The sequence below is a fragment of the Bacillus siamensis KCTC 13613 genome, from assembly GCF_000262045.1.
GTDB classification, from domain to species: Bacteria; Bacillota; Bacilli; order Bacillales; family Bacillaceae; genus Bacillus; species Bacillus siamensis.
This window is the reverse complement of record NZ_AJVF01000039.1, coordinates 60,036-82,868: the sequence shown is the minus strand read 5'-3', so window position 1 is coordinate 82,868 and position 22,833 is coordinate 60,036. Positions and strand designations below refer to the sequence as shown.

Annotated in this window: 22 protein-coding genes and 4 tRNA genes; 2 read left to right on the top strand and 24 right to left on the bottom strand. The window is 45.4% G+C overall.

What is annotated here, in order from left to right:
* Nucleotides 1-404 precede the first annotated feature (404 nt).
* From Y79_RS0109040 to dnaB, 13 genes are all read right to left on the bottom strand, one after another.
* A complete protein-coding gene (locus Y79_RS0109040; RefSeq protein ID WP_016937375.1) occupies nt 405-1,601 on the bottom strand; it encodes a S1C family serine protease in 1,197 nt (398 codons plus the stop codon).
* 86 nt (nt 1,602-1,687) lie between these two features.
* Nucleotides 1,688-2,482 carry an MBL fold metallo-hydrolase gene (locus Y79_RS0109035; RefSeq protein ID WP_016937374.1) on the bottom strand — a complete coding sequence of 265 codons (795 nt, stop codon included), beginning with the start codon at nt 2,480-2,482 and terminating at the stop codon, nt 1,688-1,690.
* Nucleotides 2,483-2,496: 14 nt separating this feature from the next.
* Entirely contained in the window at nt 2,497-3,336 is an 840-nt protein-coding gene (locus Y79_RS0109030) for a two-component system regulatory protein YycI (protein WP_016937373.1), read from the bottom strand.
* Nucleotides 3,323-4,681 carry a two-component system activity regulator YycH gene (gene yycH, locus Y79_RS0109025; RefSeq protein WP_016937372.1) on the bottom strand — a complete coding sequence of 453 codons (1,359 nt, stop codon included), beginning with the start codon at nt 4,679-4,681 and terminating at the stop codon, nt 3,323-3,325. The genes Y79_RS0109030 and yycH overlap by 14 nt, the downstream gene beginning before the upstream one ends.
* Nucleotides 4,671-6,506, bottom strand: coding sequence for a cell wall metabolism sensor histidine kinase WalK (walK, locus tag Y79_RS0109020; protein ID WP_016937371.1), 1,836 nt, complete (start codon nt 6,504-6,506; stop codon nt 4,671-4,673). Before walK ends, yycH begins: the two co-directional genes overlap by 11 nt.
* Before the next feature lie 6 nt (nt 6,507-6,512).
* The gene (walR, locus tag Y79_RS0109015; RefSeq protein ID WP_004393104.1) at nt 6,513-7,220 is read right to left on the bottom strand and encodes a cell wall metabolism DNA-binding response regulator WalR; all 708 of its coding nucleotides are present in this window, start codon (nt 7,218-7,220) and stop codon (nt 6,513-6,515) included.
* 336 nt (nt 7,221-7,556) lie between these two features.
* Nucleotides 7,557-7,629 (bottom strand) — tRNA-Phe (locus Y79_RS0109005).
* A gap of 36 nt (nt 7,630-7,665) precedes the next feature.
* Nucleotides 7,666-7,742 (bottom strand) — tRNA-Asp (locus tag Y79_RS0109000).
* An 84-nt stretch (nt 7,743-7,826) separates the two neighbouring features.
* A tRNA-Glu gene (locus Y79_RS0108995) sits at nt 7,827-7,898 on the bottom strand.
* A gap of 8 nt (nt 7,899-7,906) precedes the next feature.
* Nucleotides 7,907-7,982, bottom strand: a tRNA-Lys gene (locus Y79_RS0108990).
* A 202-nt stretch (nt 7,983-8,184) separates the two neighbouring features.
* Complete coding sequence (locus Y79_RS0108985; RefSeq protein WP_016937370.1) at nt 8,185-9,477, bottom strand: adenylosuccinate synthase; 1,293 nt, start codon at nt 9,475-9,477, stop codon at nt 8,185-8,187.
* 238 nt (nt 9,478-9,715) lie between these two features.
* A complete protein-coding gene (locus Y79_RS0108980) occupies nt 9,716-10,129 on the bottom strand; it encodes a VOC family protein (RefSeq protein ID WP_016937369.1) in 414 nt (137 codons plus the stop codon).
* A 117-nt stretch (nt 10,130-10,246) separates the two neighbouring features.
* The gene (gene dnaB / locus Y79_RS0108975) at nt 10,247-11,611 is read right to left on the bottom strand and encodes a replicative DNA helicase (protein WP_016937368.1); all 1,365 of its coding nucleotides are present in this window, start codon (nt 11,609-11,611) and stop codon (nt 10,247-10,249) included.
* A gap of 170 nt (nt 11,612-11,781) precedes the next feature.
* Here dnaB and Y79_RS0108970 point away from each other — a divergent pair, with 170 nt between their 5' ends.
* Nucleotides 11,782-11,979 (top strand): DUF2188 domain-containing protein, encoded by a 198-nt coding sequence (locus tag Y79_RS0108970; protein WP_016937367.1) that lies wholly within the window; start codon nt 11,782-11,784, stop codon nt 11,977-11,979.
* Nucleotides 11,980-12,009: 30 nt separating this feature from the next.
* On the opposite strand, the gene Y79_RS0108965 is transcribed toward Y79_RS0108970, so the two are convergent.
* Complete coding sequence (locus tag Y79_RS0108965) at nt 12,010-12,219, bottom strand: hypothetical protein (RefSeq protein WP_016937366.1); 210 nt, start codon at nt 12,217-12,219, stop codon at nt 12,010-12,012.
* Between the two features lie 118 nt (nt 12,220-12,337).
* Between Y79_RS0108965 and Y79_RS1000000120800 the strand changes: the two genes are divergently transcribed.
* Nucleotides 12,338-12,481: a YycC family protein gene (locus tag Y79_RS1000000120800; protein ID WP_016937365.1), complete on the top strand. Its 144-nt coding sequence runs from the start codon at nt 12,338-12,340 to the stop codon at nt 12,479-12,481.
* A 130-nt stretch (nt 12,482-12,611) separates the two neighbouring features.
* Here the strand turns inward: Y79_RS1000000120800 and Y79_RS0108955 are convergent, their stop codons facing one another.
* The 10 genes from Y79_RS0108955 to Y79_RS1000000121240 all read right to left on the bottom strand — a co-directional run bounded on the left by Y79_RS0108955 (nt 12,612) and on the right by Y79_RS1000000121240 (nt 22,721).
* Nucleotides 12,612-13,910 (bottom strand): glycosyltransferase family 4 protein, encoded by a 1,299-nt coding sequence (locus Y79_RS0108955; protein WP_016937364.1) that lies wholly within the window; start codon nt 13,908-13,910, stop codon nt 12,612-12,614.
* Nucleotides 13,911-13,932: 22 nt separating this feature from the next.
* A complete protein-coding gene (locus tag Y79_RS0108950; RefSeq protein ID WP_016937363.1) occupies nt 13,933-14,988 on the bottom strand; it encodes a phosphotransferase in 1,056 nt (351 codons plus the stop codon).
* Entirely contained in the window at nt 14,981-16,168 is a 1,188-nt protein-coding gene (locus Y79_RS0108945; protein ID WP_016937362.1) for a carboxylate--amine ligase, read from the bottom strand. The genes Y79_RS0108950 and Y79_RS0108945 overlap by 8 nt, the downstream gene beginning before the upstream one ends.
* Nucleotides 16,165-17,493 (bottom strand): glycosyltransferase family 4 protein, encoded by a 1,329-nt coding sequence (locus tag Y79_RS0108940; RefSeq protein ID WP_016937361.1) that lies wholly within the window; start codon nt 17,491-17,493, stop codon nt 16,165-16,167. The genes Y79_RS0108945 and Y79_RS0108940 overlap by 4 nt, the downstream gene beginning before the upstream one ends.
* Nucleotides 17,490-18,146: a PIG-L deacetylase family protein gene (locus tag Y79_RS0108935; RefSeq protein WP_016937360.1), complete on the bottom strand. Its 657-nt coding sequence runs from the start codon at nt 18,144-18,146 to the stop codon at nt 17,490-17,492. The genes Y79_RS0108940 and Y79_RS0108935 overlap by 4 nt, the downstream gene beginning before the upstream one ends.
* An 87-nt stretch (nt 18,147-18,233) precedes the next feature.
* Complete coding sequence (locus tag Y79_RS0108930) at nt 18,234-18,797, bottom strand: protein kinase family protein (RefSeq protein WP_029575279.1); 564 nt, start codon at nt 18,795-18,797, stop codon at nt 18,234-18,236.
* Between the two features lie 135 nt (nt 18,798-18,932).
* The gene (rplI, locus tag Y79_RS0108925; protein WP_016937359.1) at nt 18,933-19,382 is read right to left on the bottom strand and encodes a 50S ribosomal protein L9; all 450 of its coding nucleotides are present in this window, start codon (nt 19,380-19,382) and stop codon (nt 18,933-18,935) included.
* The gene (locus Y79_RS0108920; protein ID WP_016937358.1) at nt 19,379-21,358 is read right to left on the bottom strand and encodes a DHH family phosphoesterase; all 1,980 of its coding nucleotides are present in this window, start codon (nt 21,356-21,358) and stop codon (nt 19,379-19,381) included. The genes rplI and Y79_RS0108920 overlap by 4 nt, the downstream gene beginning before the upstream one ends.
* Nucleotides 21,359-21,388: 30 nt before the next feature.
* Nucleotides 21,389-22,324: a YybS family protein gene (locus tag Y79_RS0108915; RefSeq protein ID WP_029575278.1), complete on the bottom strand. Its 936-nt coding sequence runs from the start codon at nt 22,322-22,324 to the stop codon at nt 21,389-21,391.
* A gap of 244 nt (nt 22,325-22,568) precedes the next feature.
* Entirely contained in the window at nt 22,569-22,721 is a 153-nt protein-coding gene (locus Y79_RS1000000121240) for a hypothetical protein (protein WP_016937356.1), read from the bottom strand.
* Nucleotides 22,722-22,833: the final 112 nt, after the last annotated feature.

Below are 22,833 nucleotides of genomic sequence, written 5' to 3'. Positions count from 1 at the left end.
GCTTCCTCTTCTATTATTCGCTTTTATCTGAAACAAAACGGAATCTAAGCTGAATTGGTTAAAGTCAACGCCTAAAACGGTGCAGTCTGCACATCACAATAATTTCACCTGCCGCTTCGATTTTGCAGCATCAGTCTGTTTCTGCCTATTATCAATTGAGCGTGTTGCGGCCCGCCTTCAGGAAAAAACGGCATAAAAAAAGCGCCCTGAAAAAGGACGTTTGATATGACATGTTTCATTTTCTTAAATTCTGCATTCTAAAATAATTCTTCCTTCGCATTCACCCTCGATTTCATTCAATACGATGATCACATCAGCCGTTTTCATGTGTTTCACCTCCCCTTTTCTTCATCATATTAACAAATAAAACAATAAAAAACAGCCCGGATGTCCGGGCTGCTTTTTTATTTCTGTAATCGATCTGCTTCTGTCAGTTTGACTTCCGCTGTTTTTTTCTTTCCTGAACGGTAGAACGTGATGTTCACACGGTCGCCGATCTTTTTGCGATACAGACGTTCACGAAGATCCACAATGTCGTTGACCTTATGACCGTCGAAACCGGTGATCACGTCAAGCTTTTTCAGCCCTGCTTTGCCGGCCGGTGAAAACGCGTCGACACCCATAATGACCGCCCCGGTTTTAACACCTTTCGGAAGTTTCAGCGTCTGGCTCCAGTGGTAGCTCGCAATATCCGTTAAAGATTTCATTTCGATACCGAGGAAAGGCCGTCTGACTTCTCCGTATTTTTCTAAATCCTGAATAACGGGAATGACAAGCTTTGAAGGGATGGACAGGCCGATTCCTTCAACGGCGGATTCGGCGATCTTCATTGAGTTGATGCCGACCACCTTACCCGATATATCCATCAAAGCGCCGCCGCTGTTGCCGGGATTAATCGCGGCGTCAGTCTGCAGCACTTCCGCATTCCAGTCCGGCTGTCCGTCGCCGTTTGAGTCAACGGGCACCGCTCTTTCCTTGCCAGAAATGATTCCCTGTGTCACTGATCCCGCAAATTCAAGCCCGAGCGGATTTCCGATCGCCACGACCGGTTCTCCGACTTTGACTTGATCGGAATTGCCGAACTGGGCGGCCGATTTGATTTTATCAGACTTCACCTTCAGCACGGCCAGATCCATCAGACGGTCGCTCCCGATCAGATCGGCAGGCACGCGCGAGTCATCTTTCAGACTGATCTCAATCTCAGTCGCACCTTCAATGACATGGTGATTGGTTACGATATAGGAAGTGTTTCCGTTCTTTTTGTAAATGACACCGGACCCGCTTCCCGCTTCGCCGCCCTCTCCCCAAATATCGGTCTTTTGGATATTGAGAACGCCGACTACCGAATCCGATACACGGCTGACCATATTCGTGACAGCATCGTTGACATTTACGTTGACTGTTTTCACTTGTTCGCTTCCGATACGCTGATTGGCGCCTTTGCTGCTTTCACCATGGTCTCCGCCTGTCCAGTACGGCAGCAGTAAAGCCATGAGCGCGGCCCCGACGATGACACCGATCAGACTAGAAAGGAAGTATCCTCTCTTGCTGCGGCGGGGCTGTTCGGGGGCGTACTGTTCATCATCGCGATTATAATCCACCCTATCTCAAATCCTTTCAAGAGAACTCAATTTGCTTATAGTGTGGGTTATATCGCGGATTAATAATCATGATTCATTTGGAAAAATTACACGGCGCACAGCGGCGTCGGGATTTTCGGATCGGTATCAAATAATTGAAACGTTTCCCCCGCGACAAATCCTTTCGCAGCCAATGTCTGCTGCACGGACATTCTCGCCAGTTCCTTCATATTGTTGTCTTGGCTCAGATGCGCCAAATAAATGCGTGATGTGCCGTCGCCGATGACATCGGTCATGGCGAGCGCCGCGTCTTCATTTGAGACGTGGCCGACATCGCTTAAAATCCGCCGCTTAATGCTCCAAGGGTATCTGCCCATTTGCAGCATGCCGACGTCATGGTTGCTTTCAAACACAAATACATTGGCCGAACGGATAATGCCTTTCATTCTGTCGCTCACATATCCGGTGTCCGTCATCAGCGCGAGCTTTCTGCCTTGGTAATGGAAAACATAAAACATCGGCTCGGCCGCGTCATGAGAGACGCCGAATGACTCAACATCAAGCCCTCCGAAAGATTTCACGCTTTCCATCGGGAACAAAAACTTTTGTCCGGTATCCAGCTTGCCGATCTGATTCTCCATCGCTTTCCACGTCTTTTCATTGGCGTAGACGGGAAGACCGTACTTTCTCGCAATGACGCCGAGCCCTTTAATATGGTCGCTGTGCTCATGAGTGACAAAGATGCCGTCCACGTCGTCTATCTTGCGGCCGATTCTCTCCATCAGCCCGTCCATCGCTTTACCGCTCAGGCCGGCATCCACCAGAAAAGAGTGCTCCTCTGTCTCCAGATAAAACGCGTTTCCGGTACTCCCGCTCGCAAGAACGCTAAATTGCAAGCTCATTTGTTCTCACTCCATTATTTATTTTGATTGTTATCAATGACTGTGCTTTCCAATGCATTCACAGTGTACGTTTGCTGTGTCTTTTTCTTCGTCCCTTTTGACTTATCTTCAATTGTGATTCTCCATACCGGCGCCAGCACCTGCGTACTTGTCAGCGGGTATTGGGCAATATAGCCGAACTTGACGCTTTTGACGGCGCAATTCGCTTTTAAGTAATTTTGAGAATACAATAATTCGACCGCATCCAGCTCAGGAATCAGGCTTTCCGTCTGGATTCGCTTGAATGACTCCAGCATGGTCTGCTCGTAAGACACGACCTCGTTTTTATCGTTCAGATGCAGAATCACCTGTCCGATCGCATCAGTGGACGAGTCAAAATCCTGATAAATAAACTGTCCGTCATACGTCTGGTAAAAAATGATCTGTTTTTGATCCTTGTCGACTTTCCACAGTTTATATTTTTCACCGCCGGTTATTTTAGAGCTCACAAGCGATTCCGCATCATCCTGCGGTTTTTGCTTCGATAAACCGACCGGATCGGTAAATTTCATTTTCAGCGTCGTGACCTTGTGATCATCCGCCGGCATCTCCATTAAAGGCTTTTGATCCTTCAAGGCATCAATATCTTCCGCGGTGAATACCTTTTGGCCCGCCGTCAGCCGGTAGCCCGTCGCGGAATCAGAAGACAGGTTGCCGAATGTGATATGATCCATCTCCATGTCTTTTTCCACATTTGAATTTTTAATCACTTCGTATTCACTGCTTGAGCGTTTTTCAAAAAACTGATAGCCGAGAAAAATATCGAGGATGAGGAAGGCAATGATGAAGATCGTTTTTGTCTTATTCCACTCCATTATCGGCCTCCTCCTTCCCCAGCAGATCTTTCGTAATCGGAACGATCTTCCCGTTGATTTTCATACTCCAGACGGGTTCCAGCTCAACAAGATCATTCGTTGACGAAGATACCATTTGATAGGACAGGAAGATCTGGTCGATTTTGTTGACATCGTATTTATCCTGCTGCTCCAGCAGAGACACAATCTCATTGCCGCTCATCATTTTTACGTCTTTTGTTTTAATCGGATTCGGCCCGAGAACATAGTTCGGCCGCTTGTAGCTGAGAACCTCGTCATTGGCCCATTGCAGGGTCATAACAGGCCCGGACCCGAAAGGCTTAGACATGCTGTTGATGACAGGCATTTGGTCTTTAAACATGTAGAAACTCAGCTGCTGGTTATCACTCACATTGAAAAATTGATAATGATCCGTCCAGCTCCCCGTATCCTCTAAATATTTATAGCTTTTCTTAATCAGCTCTCCCGTTTGGTAAGAAGCGCTTTGCGCCAGGTTCCGGTGCTGGAACTGAATCTGCCGCTGCGTCGAATTGATTTCCAGACGGCTGATTCCGTCAGTCAGCACGTTCCGATTGTAATTCGGGTCCTCTCTGACCGTGCTCGGATCATTAAAGAGTGTCTGCTTAAACAGGTTCGTCTTAATGGTTTCAGTGATAAATTCTTTTTCCTTCATATTAAACCGCGCATTCGGCATGAGAAATTCTTTGCTTTTTCCGACCGAATAGAGGTGGTATAACGGCATACTCGATTTTTTGCTGTACAGCTCATTCATCAGATTGCGGTAATTTGCAGACTCGACAGTCACTTCCAGAATCAGCTGTTTGCTGTAAGAGACCATGTAAATCTTCTTATTCGGCTTATTCTCATTAAACGGAATGACAATATGGTCAAATGAGCTGTATTCCATTGACGGATTCGACCATTTAAACATCGATTGGAAGAAATCAATCGGAATGGTGTCATTGAATTGCAGATCGAGCTTTGCCGAATTCCCATTTCTGCCGTAAAGCCAATTTTTAAAACCGAGTTTGTCGTATTGATCAGAAATATCCTTCATCCCTTTTACTTCCCATTGCGGCAAATCCGCCCACAGGTCATTAAAGAGCGTTTCATCAACCACTTTATAATGAGAGCCGTTTGTATGAATGAACATATCCCGGGGTTTTACCGTTTGCGACATTTTTTGGCTCGTTTTATCAATTTTATGCTTTTCCCGGACAGTCGATTTGGTTGAGGCCGTGCCTTCTGAGAAATTGGGCTGGAATGTCCAAATTCCCCATGTTAAAACAAGACTAATGACGACTAGCACCGACAGTATGACTGTTTTTATATTTTCACGCCTCATCCCAATCATCCTCTTGCTCTTCTTTATATGGAAGAGTAAATGTAATCTTCGTGCCTTTGCCTTCTACACTGTCGGCCCAAATGTCACCGCCGTGCGCCTGAACCATCTCTTTTGCAATCGCAAGGCCGAGTCCGGTGCCGCCGAGCTTTCTCGTGCGCGCCTTATCCACCCTATAGAAACGGTCAAATACTTTTTCCACATCTTTTTTCGGAATGCCGATCCCTTCATCTTTTACGCTGATGTAGAGCAGCTCTTCTTTCTCATTCACATCAACTGAGAAGGTGACATGTCCGCCTTCCGGTGAGTATTTCAATGCGTTAGAAATGATATTATCGAGAACCTGCGTCACTTTATCCTGATCAATCTCCACGTACAGATTTCTGTCCGGCAGCTCGCGGATAAATTCGACATGCTGTTCTTTCGTCATTTCAAAACGGTCAATAATCAGAGACATAAAGCGGATCATATGAATCCACTCTCGATTAAACTGATAATCTTTGCTGTCGAACTTAGAAAGCTGAAGCAGATCATTCACCAATCTGATCATGCGCTCAGTTTCATTTTGGGTCACCATTAAGAAACGCGGAGCAATCTCTTTGTTTTCCCACGCGCCTTCTGCAAGCGCCTCTAAATAGCTTCGCATTGTCGTCAGCGGTGTCCGAAGTTCATGGGACACATTCGCAACGAATTCTCTGCGCTCGCGATCGAGTTTTTCCTGCTCGGTGACATCATAAAGAACCGCGATTAAACCATCAATTTTTCCGTGCTCTCTCTGAATCACGGAGAAATTGACCCGCAGCACAGTCGTTTCATCGTCACGTTCGATCTCCAGCAGCATGGAGTCCTGCTGTTCTACTAAATCCTCAAATGTAAAGTTCTCTTTTATGCCCAATAAAGACGTAATCGGCATCTCTAAAGCCGTTTCACGTGAAACATTCAGCAGCTCAAGCGCAGGGCTGTTTAACAGAATAATAGCCCCGTTGCGATTCGTGGCGATGACGCCGTCCGTCATATACGCAATAACGGAAGAAAGCTTTCTTCTCTCCCCTTCCGTCATGGCTTGGGCATCTTCAAGCTCTTTCGTCAGATGGTTGAAAGTTGTTGCGAGCTGACCGATTTCATCATGCCCGTATTTTCGAACCTTTCTGGAGAAATTCCCTTTTGCCAGTTCCATCGCCTGCTTACGCATATCCGACAGCGGATGGGTAATGGTCCGGGCGAGAAATATACCGAGAAGAGCCGTCAGAACGAGGGCTAAGCCTGTTCCTGAAGCAAGGATCGAGTTGACGGTTTTCATTTGGTTAAAAGTATCTTCCATACTGGCCACGACATATATCGCGCCGACAACTTCCTGATTCTCTGTAATGACCGGTTTTGCCGAAATCAGCACTCTGTTTTTGCTTTTAGGATCATAATATTTTTTTGAATAGGCCTGTTTTGTAGAGAAAATCCGTTTAAAAATCGGGTCTGTCGTCTGTTTCCCCGCTATTTCCTCGCCATAAGGCCTCGAAGAACCGACAACCTCATAGCTTTTATCAACAAAGGTAATTTCCCGTATTTCATTGTTTTTCGTAAAATCATTCAAAATACGCTTGACGTCATCCTTAATGACGGTGCCGTCATTGTCCCCTTTATATTCCTGCTCAATATAATAGGAAAGGTTGTCAATCCGCTGATTTAACGATAATTCATAGGACTTGAGAAGAGAATTCTCCACCTGTTTCACAAAGTACACGCCGATAATCTGCATGGCAATGATAATAAGAAGCACATAGATCAGCGTGATCTTAAATTGAATCGACCGAAAAAAACCAACCTTATTCATCGCCGGTTAGTCCTGTTCAGGGTTTCTCAAGTAATAACCGACACCCCGTCTTGTGACGATCCAGTTCGGATGGCTCGGATTATCCTCGATTTTCTCGCGAAGGCGGCGAACTGTCACATCCACCGTTCTCACGTCACCGAAATAGTCATAGCCCCACACAGTCTGCAGCAGATGCTCACGCGTCATGACCTGTCCGATATGTTTAGCTAAGTAATGCAGCAATTCAAATTCACGATGGGTCAGCTCGATCGTTTCTTCTCTTTTTGATACGACATAAGCGTCAGGGAAGATGACGAGGGAACCGATATGAATGTCATTTGAAGCTGATTCTTCCTCAGCCGGCGCAACCGTAAGCTGGCGGCGCAGGTTTGCTTTGACGCGGGCCAGAAGCTCACGCGTGCTGAAAGGCTTAGTGACATAGTCATCCGCTCCGATTTCAAGTCCGATGACCTTGTCAATCTCCGAGTCTTTTGCCGTCAGCATAATAATCGGCATATCATATTTTTTCCGGACTTCCCGGCACACTTCAACTCCGTCTTTATTCGGAAGCATAATATCTAATAGAATTAAATCGGGCTGAAGCTCCTCCACCATTTCTACGGCTTCGTTTCCGTCATACGCACAGTGCACGTCATAGCCTTCTTTTCTTAAATTAAACTCTAATATATCTGCAATCGGTTTTTCATCATCGACTACAAGGATTTTCTTATCCATCATCTTGATTTTCCTCCTGCCAGAATGACTTCATTTCATCTATTGATGTTTCATGATGATCACAATTCGGATCGTGAAAAACGTTCCCCGTCTATTATAACGGTTTCAGGTCAAAAGATAAAAAAATTAAAGAGAACAGCGCAAAAACGTATTGAACTGCCATCCTTTTGTCATGTTTTTTATTTTCTTTTAAAAAATAATATTTTTTTGAAACCTCACGAAAAAAAACGCCGTCTACTGTTTGACGTCTTCTTCTGGGCCGGCTGAAAAGCCGGCTCTCCCTTTTTTTATCACAAAGAAAAAACGCACCTACTATTGCAGATGCGTTTGGGTAAGTGGCTCGGGACGGAATCGAACCGCCGACACACGGATTTTCAGTCCGTTGCTCTACCAACTGAGCTACCGAGCCAGATGTTTCTTTTCTATACTATAAAGTAAAGTAAAATGGCGGTCCGGACGGGACTCGAACCCGCGACCTCCTGCGTGACAGGCAGGCATTCTAACCAACTGAACTACCGGACCTTACAGTAATTTGTCCGGGGAACCGTATCGTGGCGGCCCTCCCAGGACAAATAAGGAGTTAGCAATAACGCTAAAGTAAATCAATGACCCGTACGGGATTCGAACCCGTGTTACCGCCGTGAAAGGGCGGTGTCTTAACCGCTTGACCAACGGGCCATAAAAAGTGGTGAGCCATGAAGGACTCGAACCTTCGACCCTCTGATTAAAAGTCAGATGCTCTACCAACTGAGCTAATGGCTCTTGATGTGTCGGATTATGTATCATAGAGCATTCAGACAAAAGCTTTCTTGCAGTACTCTATTGAAGCTGTTCCGTAACAACGAGATTTATAATATCATAGAATATTCGAAAGTGGCAACTACTTTTTTGAAAAAAATCTATTATTTTTTTCCTACATGAAAAAACAAGCCTCCGGTCACGGAGGCTTGTCTGCTGCAAATCCTTAGTTAGCACGGTATACACTGCGGATGACGTTCGTTTGTGAACGGTCAGGACCGACAGAGAAAATAGAAAGCGGAATACCTGTCAGCTGAGACACGCGTTCCAGATAATGGCGCGCATTTTCAGGAAGGTCGCTTAACGTTTTTGCGCCTGTAATATCTTCCGTCCAGCCAGGCATTTCTTCATATACCGGTTCACACTCAGCGAGAGCTTTCAGGCTTGCAGGGAATTCTTCAATCACTTCACCTTTATAGCGGTAAGCGACACAGATCTTCAGCGTTTCAATGCCAGTCAGCACATCAATTGAGTTCAGAGAAAGATCTGTGATTCCGCTGACGCGGCGGGCGTGGCGGACAACAACGCTGTCAAACCAACCGACACGGCGAGGGCGTCCTGTCGTTGTGCCGTATTCGCGTCCGACTTCACGGATTTGATCTCCGATTTCGTCTTTCAGCTCAGTCGGGAAAGGACCATCACCGACACGGGTTGTGTACGCTTTCGATACACCGACGACGTGCTGAATTTTTGTCGGGCCTACGCCTGAACCGATCGTCACCCCTCCGGCGACCGGGTTAGATGAAGTGACAAACGGGTATGTCCCTTGGTCAATATCAAGCATAACCCCTTGAGCGCCTTCAAATAAGACGCGGCGGCCTTCATCCAGCGCGTCATTTAAGACGACGGATGTATCGCATACATACTTTTTAATCTGCTGGCCGTATTCATAATACTCATCCAGAATATCTTCAATTTTGAAGCCGTCCGTTTCATACATTTTTTCAAGAAGACGGTTTTTCTCTTCAAGGTTCCGCTCAAGCTTTTCTGCAAACACGTCGCGATCTAACAGGTCTGCGATCCGAATGCCGATCCGCGCCGCTTTGTCCATATAAGCAGGTCCGATGCCTTTTTTCGTTGTGCCGATCTTATTGGCCCCTTTGCGTTCTTCCTCTACTTCATCCAGTTTCAGATGATACGGAAGAATCACGTGGGCTCTGTTGCTGATTCTCAAGTTATCCGTGCTCACATTGCGTTCATGAAGATACGCAAGCTCCGTTACGAGCGCTTTCGGATCAACAACCATTCCGTTCCCGATGACACACGCTTTTTCTTTATAAAAAATTCCTGATGGGATTAAATGAAGCTTGTACGTGACGCCATCAAACTTGATGGTATGTCCTGCATTGTTTCCGCCTTGATAACGTGCGATCACTTCTGCATTTTCTGATAGGAAATCTGTAATTTTACCTTTTCCTTCATCGCCCCACTGCGTACCTACTACGACTACTGAAGACATATATCCGTGCACCTCCGTTAACCTTTCAAAACGATATCTCATTCAAACAAATTAAGTGTATCAGTGCCGAAACAGAAAGTCAATCGTAAATCCGAACATTAAAATCTTATCATTCTATATTTGTTCGCCTTAACTCCGTTTAAAAGCGTTTTCTCTTTCATTTGTTATCTATTACTCCCGAAACTTTCATACTTTAACATAACAAAGAACCCGTATCCCGGGTTCTCCAGACAGTCATTTATATGCCGCTTGTATTCATTAGAACGATCCGCCAGCCGTCGGGATCTTCGATGGTCACGCCTTTTTCTTCCCAGTACGGATTTTCGGGTTCTTTCTCTTCATATCCCATCTGCTTTAACCTCGTGCTGATGCGAATGACCTCCTGAGAATCCGGGATGTAAAAGACAAGCAGGCTGTCGCCGTGCGGAACGGGCGCCGGCTGAGACGCGCCCGTTTCTTCGGTAAATTCTAAATGATATTGCGTATGAGGCAGGCCGAACATGACGCCGCTGTAGCCTCTATGTCCGGAAAAGCTGCCGACCCTCTTCAGTCCGAGGCCCTCTTCATAAAACCTGATGATTTCTTTGAGCTGTCCGGTCGGCCGGGCAATCCGGATTTGCGCCGCTTGGAATTGCGAAAATGCAATTGTCATCATCATTCCTCCCTTGATGCTATTATATAAAAGCGCTTTCTTTTTATCGACTGCAGAACGGACGGCATTCTCTCATTCTTTCGGATGAAAAAAAGCCTCAAGACATCGCTTGAGGCTTTACGCACCTGCCGGAACACCGCCGTCATCAAAGCGTCTTTCCAGGTTTACGAACTTATTGTATTCCTTCACAAAAGCCAGTGAGACGGTGCCCACCGGGCCGTTACGCTGTTTGGCAATAATGATTTCGATGATGTTTTTGTTTTCCGATTCTTTATCATAGTAATCATCACGATACAGGAAGGCGACGATGTCGGCATCCTGCTCAATACTTCCTGACTCACGGATATCTGACATCATCGGACGTTTATCCTGCCGCTGCTCAACACCCCGGGAGAGCTGAGACAGGGCGATGACCGGAACTTCAAGCTCCCGTGCCAGCGATTTTAGCGCCCGTGAAATTTCCGATACCTCTTGCTGGCGGTTGTCGCTTGAACGGCCGCTTCCCTGAATGAGCTGCAAGTAGTCAATTAAAATCATGCCCAATCCGTTTTCCTGCTTCAGCCGGCGGCATTTTGAACGGATTTCGCTGACGCGGATGCCTGGGGTGTCATCTATAAAGATACCGCTGTTTGACAGGCTTCCCATCGCCATCGTCAGCTTGCCCCAATCTTCTTCCGTCAGATTTCCCGTTCTGAGATTTTGGGCGTTAATATTCCCTTCGGCACAGAGCATACGCATGACAAGCTGCTCGGCTCCCATCTCAAGACTGAAAATCGCGACGCTCTCATCCGTTTTGGTGGCCACGTTTTGCGCAATATTTAAGGCGAACGCCGTTTTCCCCACGGACGGACGGGCTGCGACAATGATCAGATCATTTCGCTGGAAACCCGCCGTCATCCGGTCAAGCTCAATAAAGCCGGTCGGAATCCCGGTAATATCGCCTTTCCGGTTGTGAAGCTGCTCAATATTGTCATATGTTTGCACAAGCACATCTTTAATATTTTGGAAGGCGCCCGAGTTTTTTCGCTGCGCAACCTCCATAATCGTTTTTTCCGCATCGCTTAATAGATCTTCAACTTCATCCTCGCGCGTATACCCGTCTTGGGCGATCGAGGTCGCCGTTCTGATTAAACGGCGGAGAATTGATTTTTCCTCAACGATTTTCGCGTAATATTCTATATTAGCCGCTGTCGGAACGGAATTCGCGATATCCGTCAGGTAAGAAACGCCTCCCACCTCTTCTAACAAATCGGTATTCGCAAGCTCTGACGTTACCGTGATCAAATCAACCGGTTCGCCGCGGTCTCCGAGCACGAGCATGGCATTGTAAATTTTTTGATGTGACATTCTGTAGAAATCATCCGGAATCAACACTTCAGAAGCCAGTGTCAACGCAGACGGCTGTAAAAAAACAGCACCTAACACGGCCTGCTCAGCTTCTATGTTTTGCGGCGGCAGCCGATCATTCAGAAGGTCTGTCATGCTAAGCACCGTCCTCTCCTTAAAAAATATCCAAACTCCATTTTACCATTTCTCATGAAAAAGAATAGAAAAATATCACTTTCCCTGTATTTGTCAGGAGAGGGTTATGTGTTTTGCCGTTCCGAATGCCGGGAAACAAATAAACAAACCAAACCCAGGAGGGAAGAAGGATGAAGACATATGCAGTAACGCCAAGTATTGATGCAGACGGATGGTTTGTGAAGGCAGAAAATGTGGCGCCGACGGCTCTTTGTACATCAAAGGACGCGGCAATCGAAAAAGCGGAGCAGATGGCGAAAGAGAACAGCCCGGCTAAGCTTGTCATTTATGATCAGCATAAAAACATTGAAGAGGAACGTTCCTTTTAAGAAAAGCCTTCGCCCGCGCGAGGGCTTTTCTTATTCGATGAAGCGGATCTGCAGCACTGTCTGCGCCATGAGATCAGCCGTTTTTTGATACAGATCCCATTCTTCACAGGCGGCAAATACTTTCATCATTTCCTGCAATGTCTGTTTAAGTATGATAAATTCGTCAATTGTCCGCAGTTCTGCGGCCTTTTTCTGATAATCAGCCAGCTTCAGCTGTAATAACATCAATGGCGATTGCATAAAAAACCTCCCCCATTCTGTTATAAAGCCAGGCTTATCAAACCTCCATTTCTTTGTCATATCCTCTTACGATAGAATTTTGATTTTAGTACAATAAAGAAACGGAAGGAGTGATCACATGAAACCGCTGCAAATTTCCGCTGAAACGGCGCAAAAGCTTGCAGAATCACTGAATATGCCGCTTGAAAGAATCATGCACATGCCTCAGCACATTCTGCTTGCCAAATTAGCTGAAGTCCAAAAAGAGAACGATCAAAAATAAAGGCTGTTCCCTCATATATATGTGCGGGAGGCGGAAGCAATGGCTTTCCGCCTCTTTTTCTTATAGGTAAATAAGGAATGGCGGCCGGACGAGACGAGATCAAAACCCAGTCTCTTTGCTTTGCTCTTAATCACTCATTTAAAAAAAATGTTTGATAAATACTGTCTATTTGTGAAACCATGTTCTCCTGACGCAGATGCTGGCCGGCATAGGTCTTTGCTGCTTTTCCAAACTGTTCTCTGAGAGCTTGATCCGTAATCAGTCTTAAGAGGGCATCGGCAAGCTCCCGTATGCTGCCGGGCTGACAGATAAGGCCTGTTATCTCATGCCGGATCATCTCAGGGATCCCCCCGCAGTCAGTTGCGACAATGGCCTGACCTGAGAACATCGCCTCGATGATCGCTATGGGAAAATTATCATTCAATGTAGGCAGAACAAAAATAGACGATTCAGCCAAAAGCGCCGGCACATCACGCCGTTTTCCGAAGAAAAACACATTTGAAAGACCCAGTTTCCGTCTCTTCTCTTCAAGAAAACCCCGCATGTTCCCGTCTCCGATTATCCATATTTCAACTCCGGATAAGTGCTGCCGGATTTGTGCGAGAGCGTCCAGCAGCACGTCATGTCCTTTTCGTTCTGTCAGGCGGGAAACACACGCAATCACGAGCTTCTCAGCACGTTTTGGCTCGGGTGCATCCCGGATGTCAATGCCGGTATAAACAGTCGTCAGCTGTGTTTCTTTTGCACCGTACTCCAGAAGAGGCGCATGAAAGGAGTCGCTGATGGTAATGATTTTATCCGAAGCCCGAATGCCCTGTCTTTCTATCTCAGAGAAGTATGCCTCTTCAATTGAGCCCTTTTGGATTTTATGAAACTTCATCCGGCTTTTCGTAAAATGTCCATGCGGCGTGAAGAAAAGAGGACGCCGAACCGTTTGATTAAGATGTCCCAGCAAAAATACCGCAAACAAATCCTGCGCATGAAACAGATCGTATTGCTCTAAATCCTTTTCCATCAAAAATCGTTGAAATACATGTAAATAGCTGAGATTTTTGACGAGTTTTTCGTTTGCGGCGCCGTATCTGCCAAGAAGAAACACTCTGACTGCATCAGCCGCACGCGGAATATCTTCCTGAAAAAACGATGGCGGCATTTGAAGGGGCGAGATGACATCCGCCTGATGACCGGCGCGCTCAAAACCTGTCTTAACTGACGTGATATAGCTCGCCAATCCTCCGACATTCGGGTACTTGAGAAAAGTTGCGTACAAAATACGCAACAGCCTTTTTCGTTTGGGGGAGCTTTTTCTTTCCGCACAAAATGAATGCAGCTCTTGTTCATCTTGATGGCCGATGCCATAAAATTGATCCATGACGCGCAATAAGGCAGGAGGCACCAGACTGCACGGCCTCCCGATCTCTTCTCTCAAACCCGCTCCCCCTCTCTCAAACCTATAAACCTAATTCCAGTCCCCATTGTGACACTTTGTCTGCATGATAGGGCAGCAGCTCTCCTCCCCGATTGTCGAATATTCTCCGCAATTGGGTATGAAGCCCTTTCTCAAGGGTTCTCTGCACATAAGCCATTTTATAAAGCGTCATAGGGGGCGTCTCAAAATGAATGCCCCGCTTTTTCATTTCTTTCGCATACACTTTTACACAAAACGTCCGAATGTCTTCTGCGTGGCGGCTCCAATCTTTTCTGAAGCCGAGCAGAATCTCAACCAGAACCGTCATATCGAACCAAACCGGCGCGTATTTTGCTGATTCCCAATCGATGAATTGAATGTCCCACGGTTCATGGCCGGACGCGTCATGGGTGCAGATATTCTGCATATGAAGGTCGCCATGTGTAATGGCCGAGCCGTTTTGTATCAATTCAGGGAAAAAATCCGGTCCTTTTTGCTCCAGCAAGTGAGAGATCTGCCGATAATGAGGCTTGACGATATCTTTTGTACGTTCATCTTTAAGGGCCCTATCCAATAATTCCGCTGTCTTTTTGATCTGCTTTTTACGCCCCTTCCTCATCGTTTCCGATTCATATACCGGGAGCCATGACCGCCATTTTCCGTCAGAAATTTTCTTGTTTTCAAAGGTGCGGCTGTGCAGTTCTGCGACAGACGGAATAATATATTTGAAATGCTGAGGATGAAATGTAAGCTGTCCCCTGATCTGGCTGACAAACTCCATAAATATCCATGTTTCATGATTGCTTTCTTCGATAAGATAGATTTCCGGCAGCAAATCCCCTAAGACAGAACGGGCTTTACTGTATATATTAATCTCGACCGCGTTTTTTTCACGGGAAGATTTATACACCTTCAAAATCAGCGGTACGGTCCCGGATTTCTTTTTCACAAGGAGTTTATAAATGGCGCTTCTGTCCGTTGATTTCAGACATGTGATGCCGTCCGGATTCACAGCCGCCTTTTCGCCAAGTGAATACGATAGTTTTTCGTCAATTCTCAGTTTCTGAAACGCAGCATACAAACGATCCTTTTCATACATGCCGATCTTCCTTCCGCTTCCGTTTCCAGCTGTTTTTGAGATGGGACCAAGTGTTTCTGATAAACGGCATCGGGTCATTCCAAGCAAAAAGGGCATATTCTTTTTTTCCTTTAAATCCTCTCCAAAAATGCCGTAATGTCATTTCTCCTCTTTTTCGTTTCTTCAAAAACGTTAAGAAGTAACGCACCTCATAAATCCAACTGATTCCTTCTTTTTGTTCGAGCTGAGGCTTTACATTTTGTCCGGTCAAATACAGATAGTACATGTAAACGAAATGAACGCCTGCAGATTCCGTCAGGCTATGGCTGAGCCAAAAGCGCGGATTTATTTCTATAAACTTGTAAACATTGTCCCGCGGATCCTTTTTAAATTCCGCCATGCCTACTCCTTTGAGCTGAATCGCTTCAAAAAACGGCAGGGTCTTCTCAATTAATTCAGGAACCCGTTTGCTCACGACATGAGCCCCAGCGCCAAAATCAGCGGGAAATTGATGGTTTTTTTGCAGAGAAAACAAGCCCATTAATTTCATTTGGTCATCATAAAAAGTCGCCACTTTATAAAAACATTGATTGTCTCCGGGAATGATCTCCTGCACGAGCAGTTCTCCATTTTTTCTGTAGGAGCTGAACTCCCTGCGCAATTGTGCGGCATCCTTCATCACTATTGCTTTTTTGTTTACTTTTTTTCTGTATTCATGGCCGGCCACCGGTTTTAAAATACACGGGAAGTCAATATTGGCGATGGCCTCTTCCAGTTCATCCTGATTGTTCGGAAAAAAGGTTTTCGGGCAGGGAATGTTGTGCTTCATCGCTAATTCATATGCTTTGCTTTTATCTAAAACCGTCTCTAACAGAGAGCGGCTCGGGAGCAAAAATAAAAAAAAACCGGCTAATGTGTCGCGGAATTTGGATATGAATCCCGCATAATCATCAGATCCTGCGTACAGAACCGGTTTTGCTTGAAATCGCTTCCCGAAATCAGTCAGAAATGTCAGCAGTTCTTTCTCTTGTGTTAAAGGGCTGGGACAGACCCCGCAATCTGCCAATCTTGATTTTCCGATACGATAAGGTTCCTCCGTGTCAAACGCGTAAATATCTATTCCTCTTCGGGCCAGGCTTTGAATCATCCCGATCCCGTTTGCACTGAAATCAAGTACAACGGCCGCATGTTCGTGTTTCATAATCTCCCTCCGAGCTTGATGGTATTTTGATAAATGGATTCAATATTTCTTATCATCGTCTCGCTGCTTAAATGCTTCTCTGCGTAGGCCTTTGCATTTAAAGCAGCTTTTTTCCGCGCAGATTTGTTAGAGATAAAAAACGTTAAAGCCCGGGCTAGCGCCTCTGCATTTCCCGGCTCGACAATCAGCCCTGTTTTGTTATGGCGGATGAGATCCGGGATGCCCCCGCAATCGGTCGCGATGATAGCCGTACTGCTGAACATCGCTTCAATAATCGAAATGGGCAGACTATCATTAATGGTCGGCAGTACGAATATGTCCGTCATATTCAAAATAGCGGGAACATCGTCTCTTTTTCCTAAAAAGGAGACCATTGATAGTTTCAGTTTTCGAGCCTGTTCCTCCAGGGCTCTCCTTGTCTCTCCGTCTCCTGCGATCAGCACTTCCACATCATCAAGTACATCAGACGGAATTCGCGAGAGTGCCTCCAGCAAATACTTATGTCCCTTTCTCGGGCCTAATCTTGCAATACACGAGATGATAATCTTATTTTTCGGTAACGGGATTTTCTTTTTCCAGCCTGTTTTTGTATCGTAATCAATTCCCGTGACCACCGTTGTCATGTCTTTCTGTTCGGCCCCGAGCTTCATGAGCGGCCTGCGGAACGTATCGCTGATAATAATCAGGCGGTCTGCGTATTCAATGGCTTTCATCTCTAATGTTTTATAATAAATCTCTTCTACCGAGCCTTTTTTAAATATGTGAAATTTAAGTCTGTTGAAAGTAAACATGCCATGCGGTGTAAAAAATAAAGGTTTCTTATAGATTTGATTGAACCTGCCTAACATATTGGCTGTAAATAAATCTTGAGCGTGGAACACATCATATCTTTCCAAAGGAATCTTTTGAAGCATTTGCTCGTATACAAACATCAGCCGATTATTTCTCAAAATATGATCGTTATAATCCCCGTATCTGTCTTTAAAGAAATCTTTTAATTTCGGAACAACAGCATCCCGCAGTTCTTTTACTTTGTCGGAAGGAAACAGATTAGGGGATATGACATCCACCTTATGGCCTCTCTTTTTCAGGCCTTCACTAAGCGTTTTAATATAGTTTGATAAACCGCCCGTGTGCGGGTAGTCCCAAAACGTGGCAATCAAAATGGATAACTTCTTCTTTTTCCTGTATACCGGCGGAATTTGATCTGCATGTTTCATCTGTGTCTTTATGGCTTTCTTTTTTTGCGGGCGCGTTTTGACCCCGTAGTAGCGGTCAAGCGTCTGGACCATATACGGATAGGGGACGGAAAATGTCTTGTTCATTTCCAGATCCTCCGCACCACTTCAAATGCTTCGGCGTATTCCACACCCGCTGTCATCCCTCTGACTCTTCCTAAATGTTTAACGCCTTCATATGAACGGGGATGAGGGTAATCCCTCATTTCTACGTCGTAGTGGTGAAGCGCCGCGAGTTTGGCATCCATCGTGTCTGTGATATTGACGAAGTAATTGGGCTTGAAGAGTTTATCAGCCGTATTCCTCTCCCACTCGCTTGAAGACAGCGTTTCAAACGTAAGCAGTTCAATCGGCTTTTGATCCGGAAGAGGTCTGGCGGCTGTTAAAACTGCTTGGAATGTTTTCTGATGGTCCATATTGATATCGCCGTAATGATGAGTAAAGATTTTATCAGGCTGATAGACGCGAATGAGCTGTTCTAATTCTTTGACAAGCTTATGAAGAGGGATACATTCCAATTCTAAATTCGTATGCTCCAAAAAGATGACTTTCTCAATTCCAAGCTCTTGATTCGCACGTTCGCCTAATTGTTTAATATGATGAGCTTCTTCTTTTCTTCCTAATGCCGTAATAACGGAAATTACTTTATATCCTTCATTGATCAGCCGTTTTATGGTGCCCGCTGATCCCAATAGTTCATCATCAGGATGAGCGCCGATAACCATAATGTATTCTTCCATTTTTTCCACACTCCACCAAACAATTGTTACAAGTATCATATGACGACCCTAAAAAAAGGAAACTTACATGTGCGGATTTTCAGAAACTTACATGTGCAGCTGCCATTCCAGGTAACGTGACGGATTTAATTTTTTTATGGTGTCCAAAAACTCATCCGCCAGGCCGTATTGGTTCAATCCTTTTAATAGTTTTACAGGAAAGCGGGCAATTGCGGAAAAGGCTCTTTTATGATCGATGACTTTAAGATTACCGTGTTCGTTGATTAGAATGTGCCTGATTTCGGCGTCCCATCTGGTAAAACCGATTTTCTTTAATTCATCCAGCATATTTAAAATATCAGCCGCCAGTTTTTCGGAAATGGATTTTTCTGTTTTAATATGGCGGGCAAGGGAGGTGCCTTGAACATATTCCATCACAATATAACGATCTCCGTATTCATACAGTTTTGGAATCACTGGGGAACCTTGTCCGATTTGCAAAGCTGCCAATTCCTTCTCGCATGTCTCTATTTCAAAGAAATACTTTAAGCATTTGTTGTGTGTTAAGCGATAGACTTCCCCGTCTTTTCCGTTCCCGATCAGCGGATAGTGTTCCAGCGTCTTTTTATTTTCCGGATCATTAAAATATGTTTCAGAAAAAAATCGCATCATACCGACACATCCTTCGTTATGTTGTAATATCATATGCAATCTGATAAGCATCGGACATGAAACATTCTCATCATTTTCTTACGCTGCTGACATAAAAAAACCCGCCGGATCGGCGGGTTTTTCTATTATTATATATTACGCTTCTTCTTTTACGTGAACCTTCAGCACAGCCTGAACATCAGGATGCAGCTTTACAGGAACGTTTGTATATCCCAGTGTGCGGATACCGTCTTGGAGCTCCAGTTTCCGCTTATCCACTTTAATCTTGTGCGACTTTTGCAGCGCTTCTGCAATCTGCTTGCTTGTGACAGATCCGAACAGGCGGCCGCCTTCACCGGATTTGGCACTCAGCTCAACAGTCAGCTGTTCAAGCGTTTCTTTTAAATCTTTCGCTCTTTCAAGCTCTGCAATCGCTTCTTTTTTCTCTTTTTCTTTCTGTCCTTTCAATGCGCTGATGTTTGTCGCATTTGCTTCGACAGCGAGGCCTTTTTTAATGAGAAAGTTATGTGCATAACCGTCTGCTACGTTTTTCATTTCGCCTTTTTTCCCTTTACCTTTTACATCTTGTAAGAAAATAACCTTCATCTCTGAACGCCTCCCTCAAAATATTCATCAATGGCTTCCTTCAGCCGGACAAGCGCTTCTGAAACAGAAATGCCTGATAACTGGGTTGCCGCATTGGTTAAATGCCCTCCGCCGTCCAGCGCCTCCATAATAATCTGCACATTGACCTCGCCAAGCGATCTCGCACTGATGCACACCGTATGCTCATCCCGTCTGGCTACGGCAAATGAAGCTTCCACTTCACTCATCGACAAGAGGGAATCAGCAGCCTGCGCAATCAGCACCTGGTCAAAGTACTCCTCTTCATTTTCAGGAAGAGAAGCAATCGCGATATTTTCTTTATAAAGAGTTGTATGCTGGATCAGCTTCGCCCGCTTGATATAAGAACCGACTGATTCTTTGAGGACTTTCTGCACCAGAACCGTGTCTGCGCCTTTCGCTCTCAAATAAGAAGCGGCGTCGAACGTCCGCGAGCCCGTGCGAAGGGAAAAGCTCTTCGTATCCACTATTATACCAGCTAACAGGGCCGTCGCTTCAATCATATTGATTTTGAGCCGCTTCGGCTGGTACTCAAGCAGCTCCGTCACGAGTTCTGCGGTGGATGAAGCGTATGGCTCCATATAAACGAGCAGCGGGTCTTTAATAAATTCCTCGCCTCTTCGGTGGTGGTCAATCACAACGATGTGCTCGATTTTGTTCACGAGACGCTCTTCCATCACAAAGGACGGTTTATGTGTATCCACGACGACAAGCAGCGTGTCATCATTTGAAATTTCCATCGCCTCTTCCGGCGTGATAAACCGCGACCACAGCTCTTCGTATTTTTTAATTTCTTCAATCAGGCGCTGAACACTTGATCCGATCTGATTCGGATCAATGACGATGTAGCCTTCCTTGCCGTTGGCCTGCGCCACCTTTAATATTCCGATTGCGGCTCCGACTGCGTCCATATCAGGAAATTTATGACCCATAATAATGACATTGCTGCTTTCTGAGACAATTTCCTTGAGCGCGTGGGAAATCACCCGGGCGCGCACCCTTGTTCGCTTCTCCATCGGATTCGTTTTGCCGCCGTAAAATTTCACCTTGCCGTTCGGCATTTTGATCGCCACTTGGTCGCCTCCGCGGCCGAGGGCCAAATCGAGGCTAGACTGCGCCAGATCTCCAAGCTCCTTCAAGGAAGAAACCGATGCGCCGATCCCGATGCTGAGGGTCAAAGATACCGTATGAACAGATGTTTTTTCACGGATTTCATCCAAAATCGAAAATTTCGCGTTTTCAAGCTCCGTTAATATGTGTTCATTTAACACCGCGATAAACCGTTCCGAGGACGTCCGCTTCAGGAAAATGCCGTACTCTTGCGCCCACGCATTTAATAATGAGGTGACCTGGCTGTTCATCGTGCTTCTCGTCTGGTCATCCAGCCCCTGTGTGACATCATCGTAGTTATCTAAAAAGACATATGCCAGCACGGTTCTCTCATTTTCGTACTGCTTTTCAATCTGAATCTGTTCCGTCACATCAAAGAAATAAAGCAGGCGCTCATCTCTTTTAATCACCACTTTAAACTTCCGCTCATTCAAGGTGATCGTTTCCGAATCGACCTCCTGCTTGATCAGCGGCACGACGGCCTCACATGTGTCATACAGCGAGCGCCCGACGAGCGTGCTTTCATTAAAGCAGGAAGACAAAAACGGATTCGCCCACTCAATGTAATATTGATCATTAAACAGCATAATCCCGATAGGCATTTCCATTAATGCCTCTTCGCCTACTTTTTTCAATCTATAGGATAGCGTGGAGATATAATTGTCAATTTCTCTTCTGATCAAAGAATCCGCACGCTTAATGAAAAACAAGATCACGGCGAGCAGCACAACGCCGACGGCTCCTATCAGCCAGTTAAAGTAAATGCTGATGAGGATTACGATGATTGACAATGCAATCAATGCATAGATGGGATACCGAAACAACGGCTTTTCATAAAAACTAGGCATTTCTATCAACTCCCCACCTGTAAGTCACACTCAATTTCGCGTCACCTTATTTCTTATGTTAAAGCCTATGTCAATGATGCCTAAGAGGAGATACACGGACATGATGAGCGGAAAAAGCACACCCAGCACAATCGCTAATACAGGAACCGCTTTTGGCATCTCCATCTCATGGCAATAGAAAAAAATAAACGCTAACCCTTGAATACAAATCAGCAAGTTGAGAATATATCCCCCATTCAATGAAACCGAATACATCATATGCCCTTTTTCTAAATGCAGAAACCCTAATATCGTCACAACAAAGTACAAAATAACAACGACTTGCGGGAGTCTGAGCTCTCTAAAAGGCTTCATCTTCGGAAGATCAGGGAAAAACCTCCTTAAAAACGGCCTTGCCATAGCATAACTGAGGAAAGCAGAAACAATGCTGGTCAGTATAAGCGCAGTCGGAAAAAGATATTGAAGCGTGCTCAGCTGTCTTTCCATCAGCTTGGTCTGCTTCCCGAACTGATCTCCGTAACCCAGCTGTTTTGACATGGTTTCTGCTAAAGACAGCGACTCTCGAAGCTGGGACATAGTGTTATCAACCACGTTCATATTAAGAAACACGATGCTGAACACAAAAATAACGACACCGCACAGCATACACGCCATAGCGCCGGCCGCAACCGCATAACCGGGCTGTTTCTTTTTAAAGTAATATCCCATAGCGATCCCCGTACAGGCCGCCGTAAACGCGCCTGTAAGCCCGGCAAACGAACTCACAATAAAACTGACAGGGAGGCTGGCAAGACCCATCCATATCCCCGGCTTCAAACCGTGCCGAATAGTATAAAGAATGATCGGCAACGGCAAAGCAAAGAGAAGAATCGCCCCCAGTAAAGGGAGGTACACGACCAAAAGGGAAATGATTGCAAAAATACTGATCAAAATGGCGCCTTCTATTAGAGCCCTTGTATTCTTCACTTACTCACCTCAAACCTTGTATCATTCAGAACATACGAATAGAAAAGAGCAGCTTAGACGACTGCTCTTTTGACGCCGCAATGTCTCTTCCAAGACCTGAATTTTCCATAAACTCTCCAAAATACACGTATTTATTCTAACATAAGTCAAAATCGTAAGTAAAATGAGCACAGACGGCTCCAATGTTCCATGTGAAACATGAAAACAGACAAACGGACATCCTAGTGAAAGAATGCCCGTTGTATCAATGATCCTGATCGTCCATGAAACCAGAAGTATCTCTGTTTTTCTTTTTGGTTTTCCGTACAAATAACAAGACGATAACGATAAGTAAGAGAGTGGTTGCCTGTAAAACACCGCTGCTGAAAAGGAAGAAGTTCTTTATCATGTCCCACATATAGTTTCACCTCTGCTTCGTATTTCCTTTACATTGAGTTTCCCTTTCTGGAAACTTCAAAACATCAGGAACAACATCGGGACCGGGGCATATGCTGATAGTGAAAATGAAG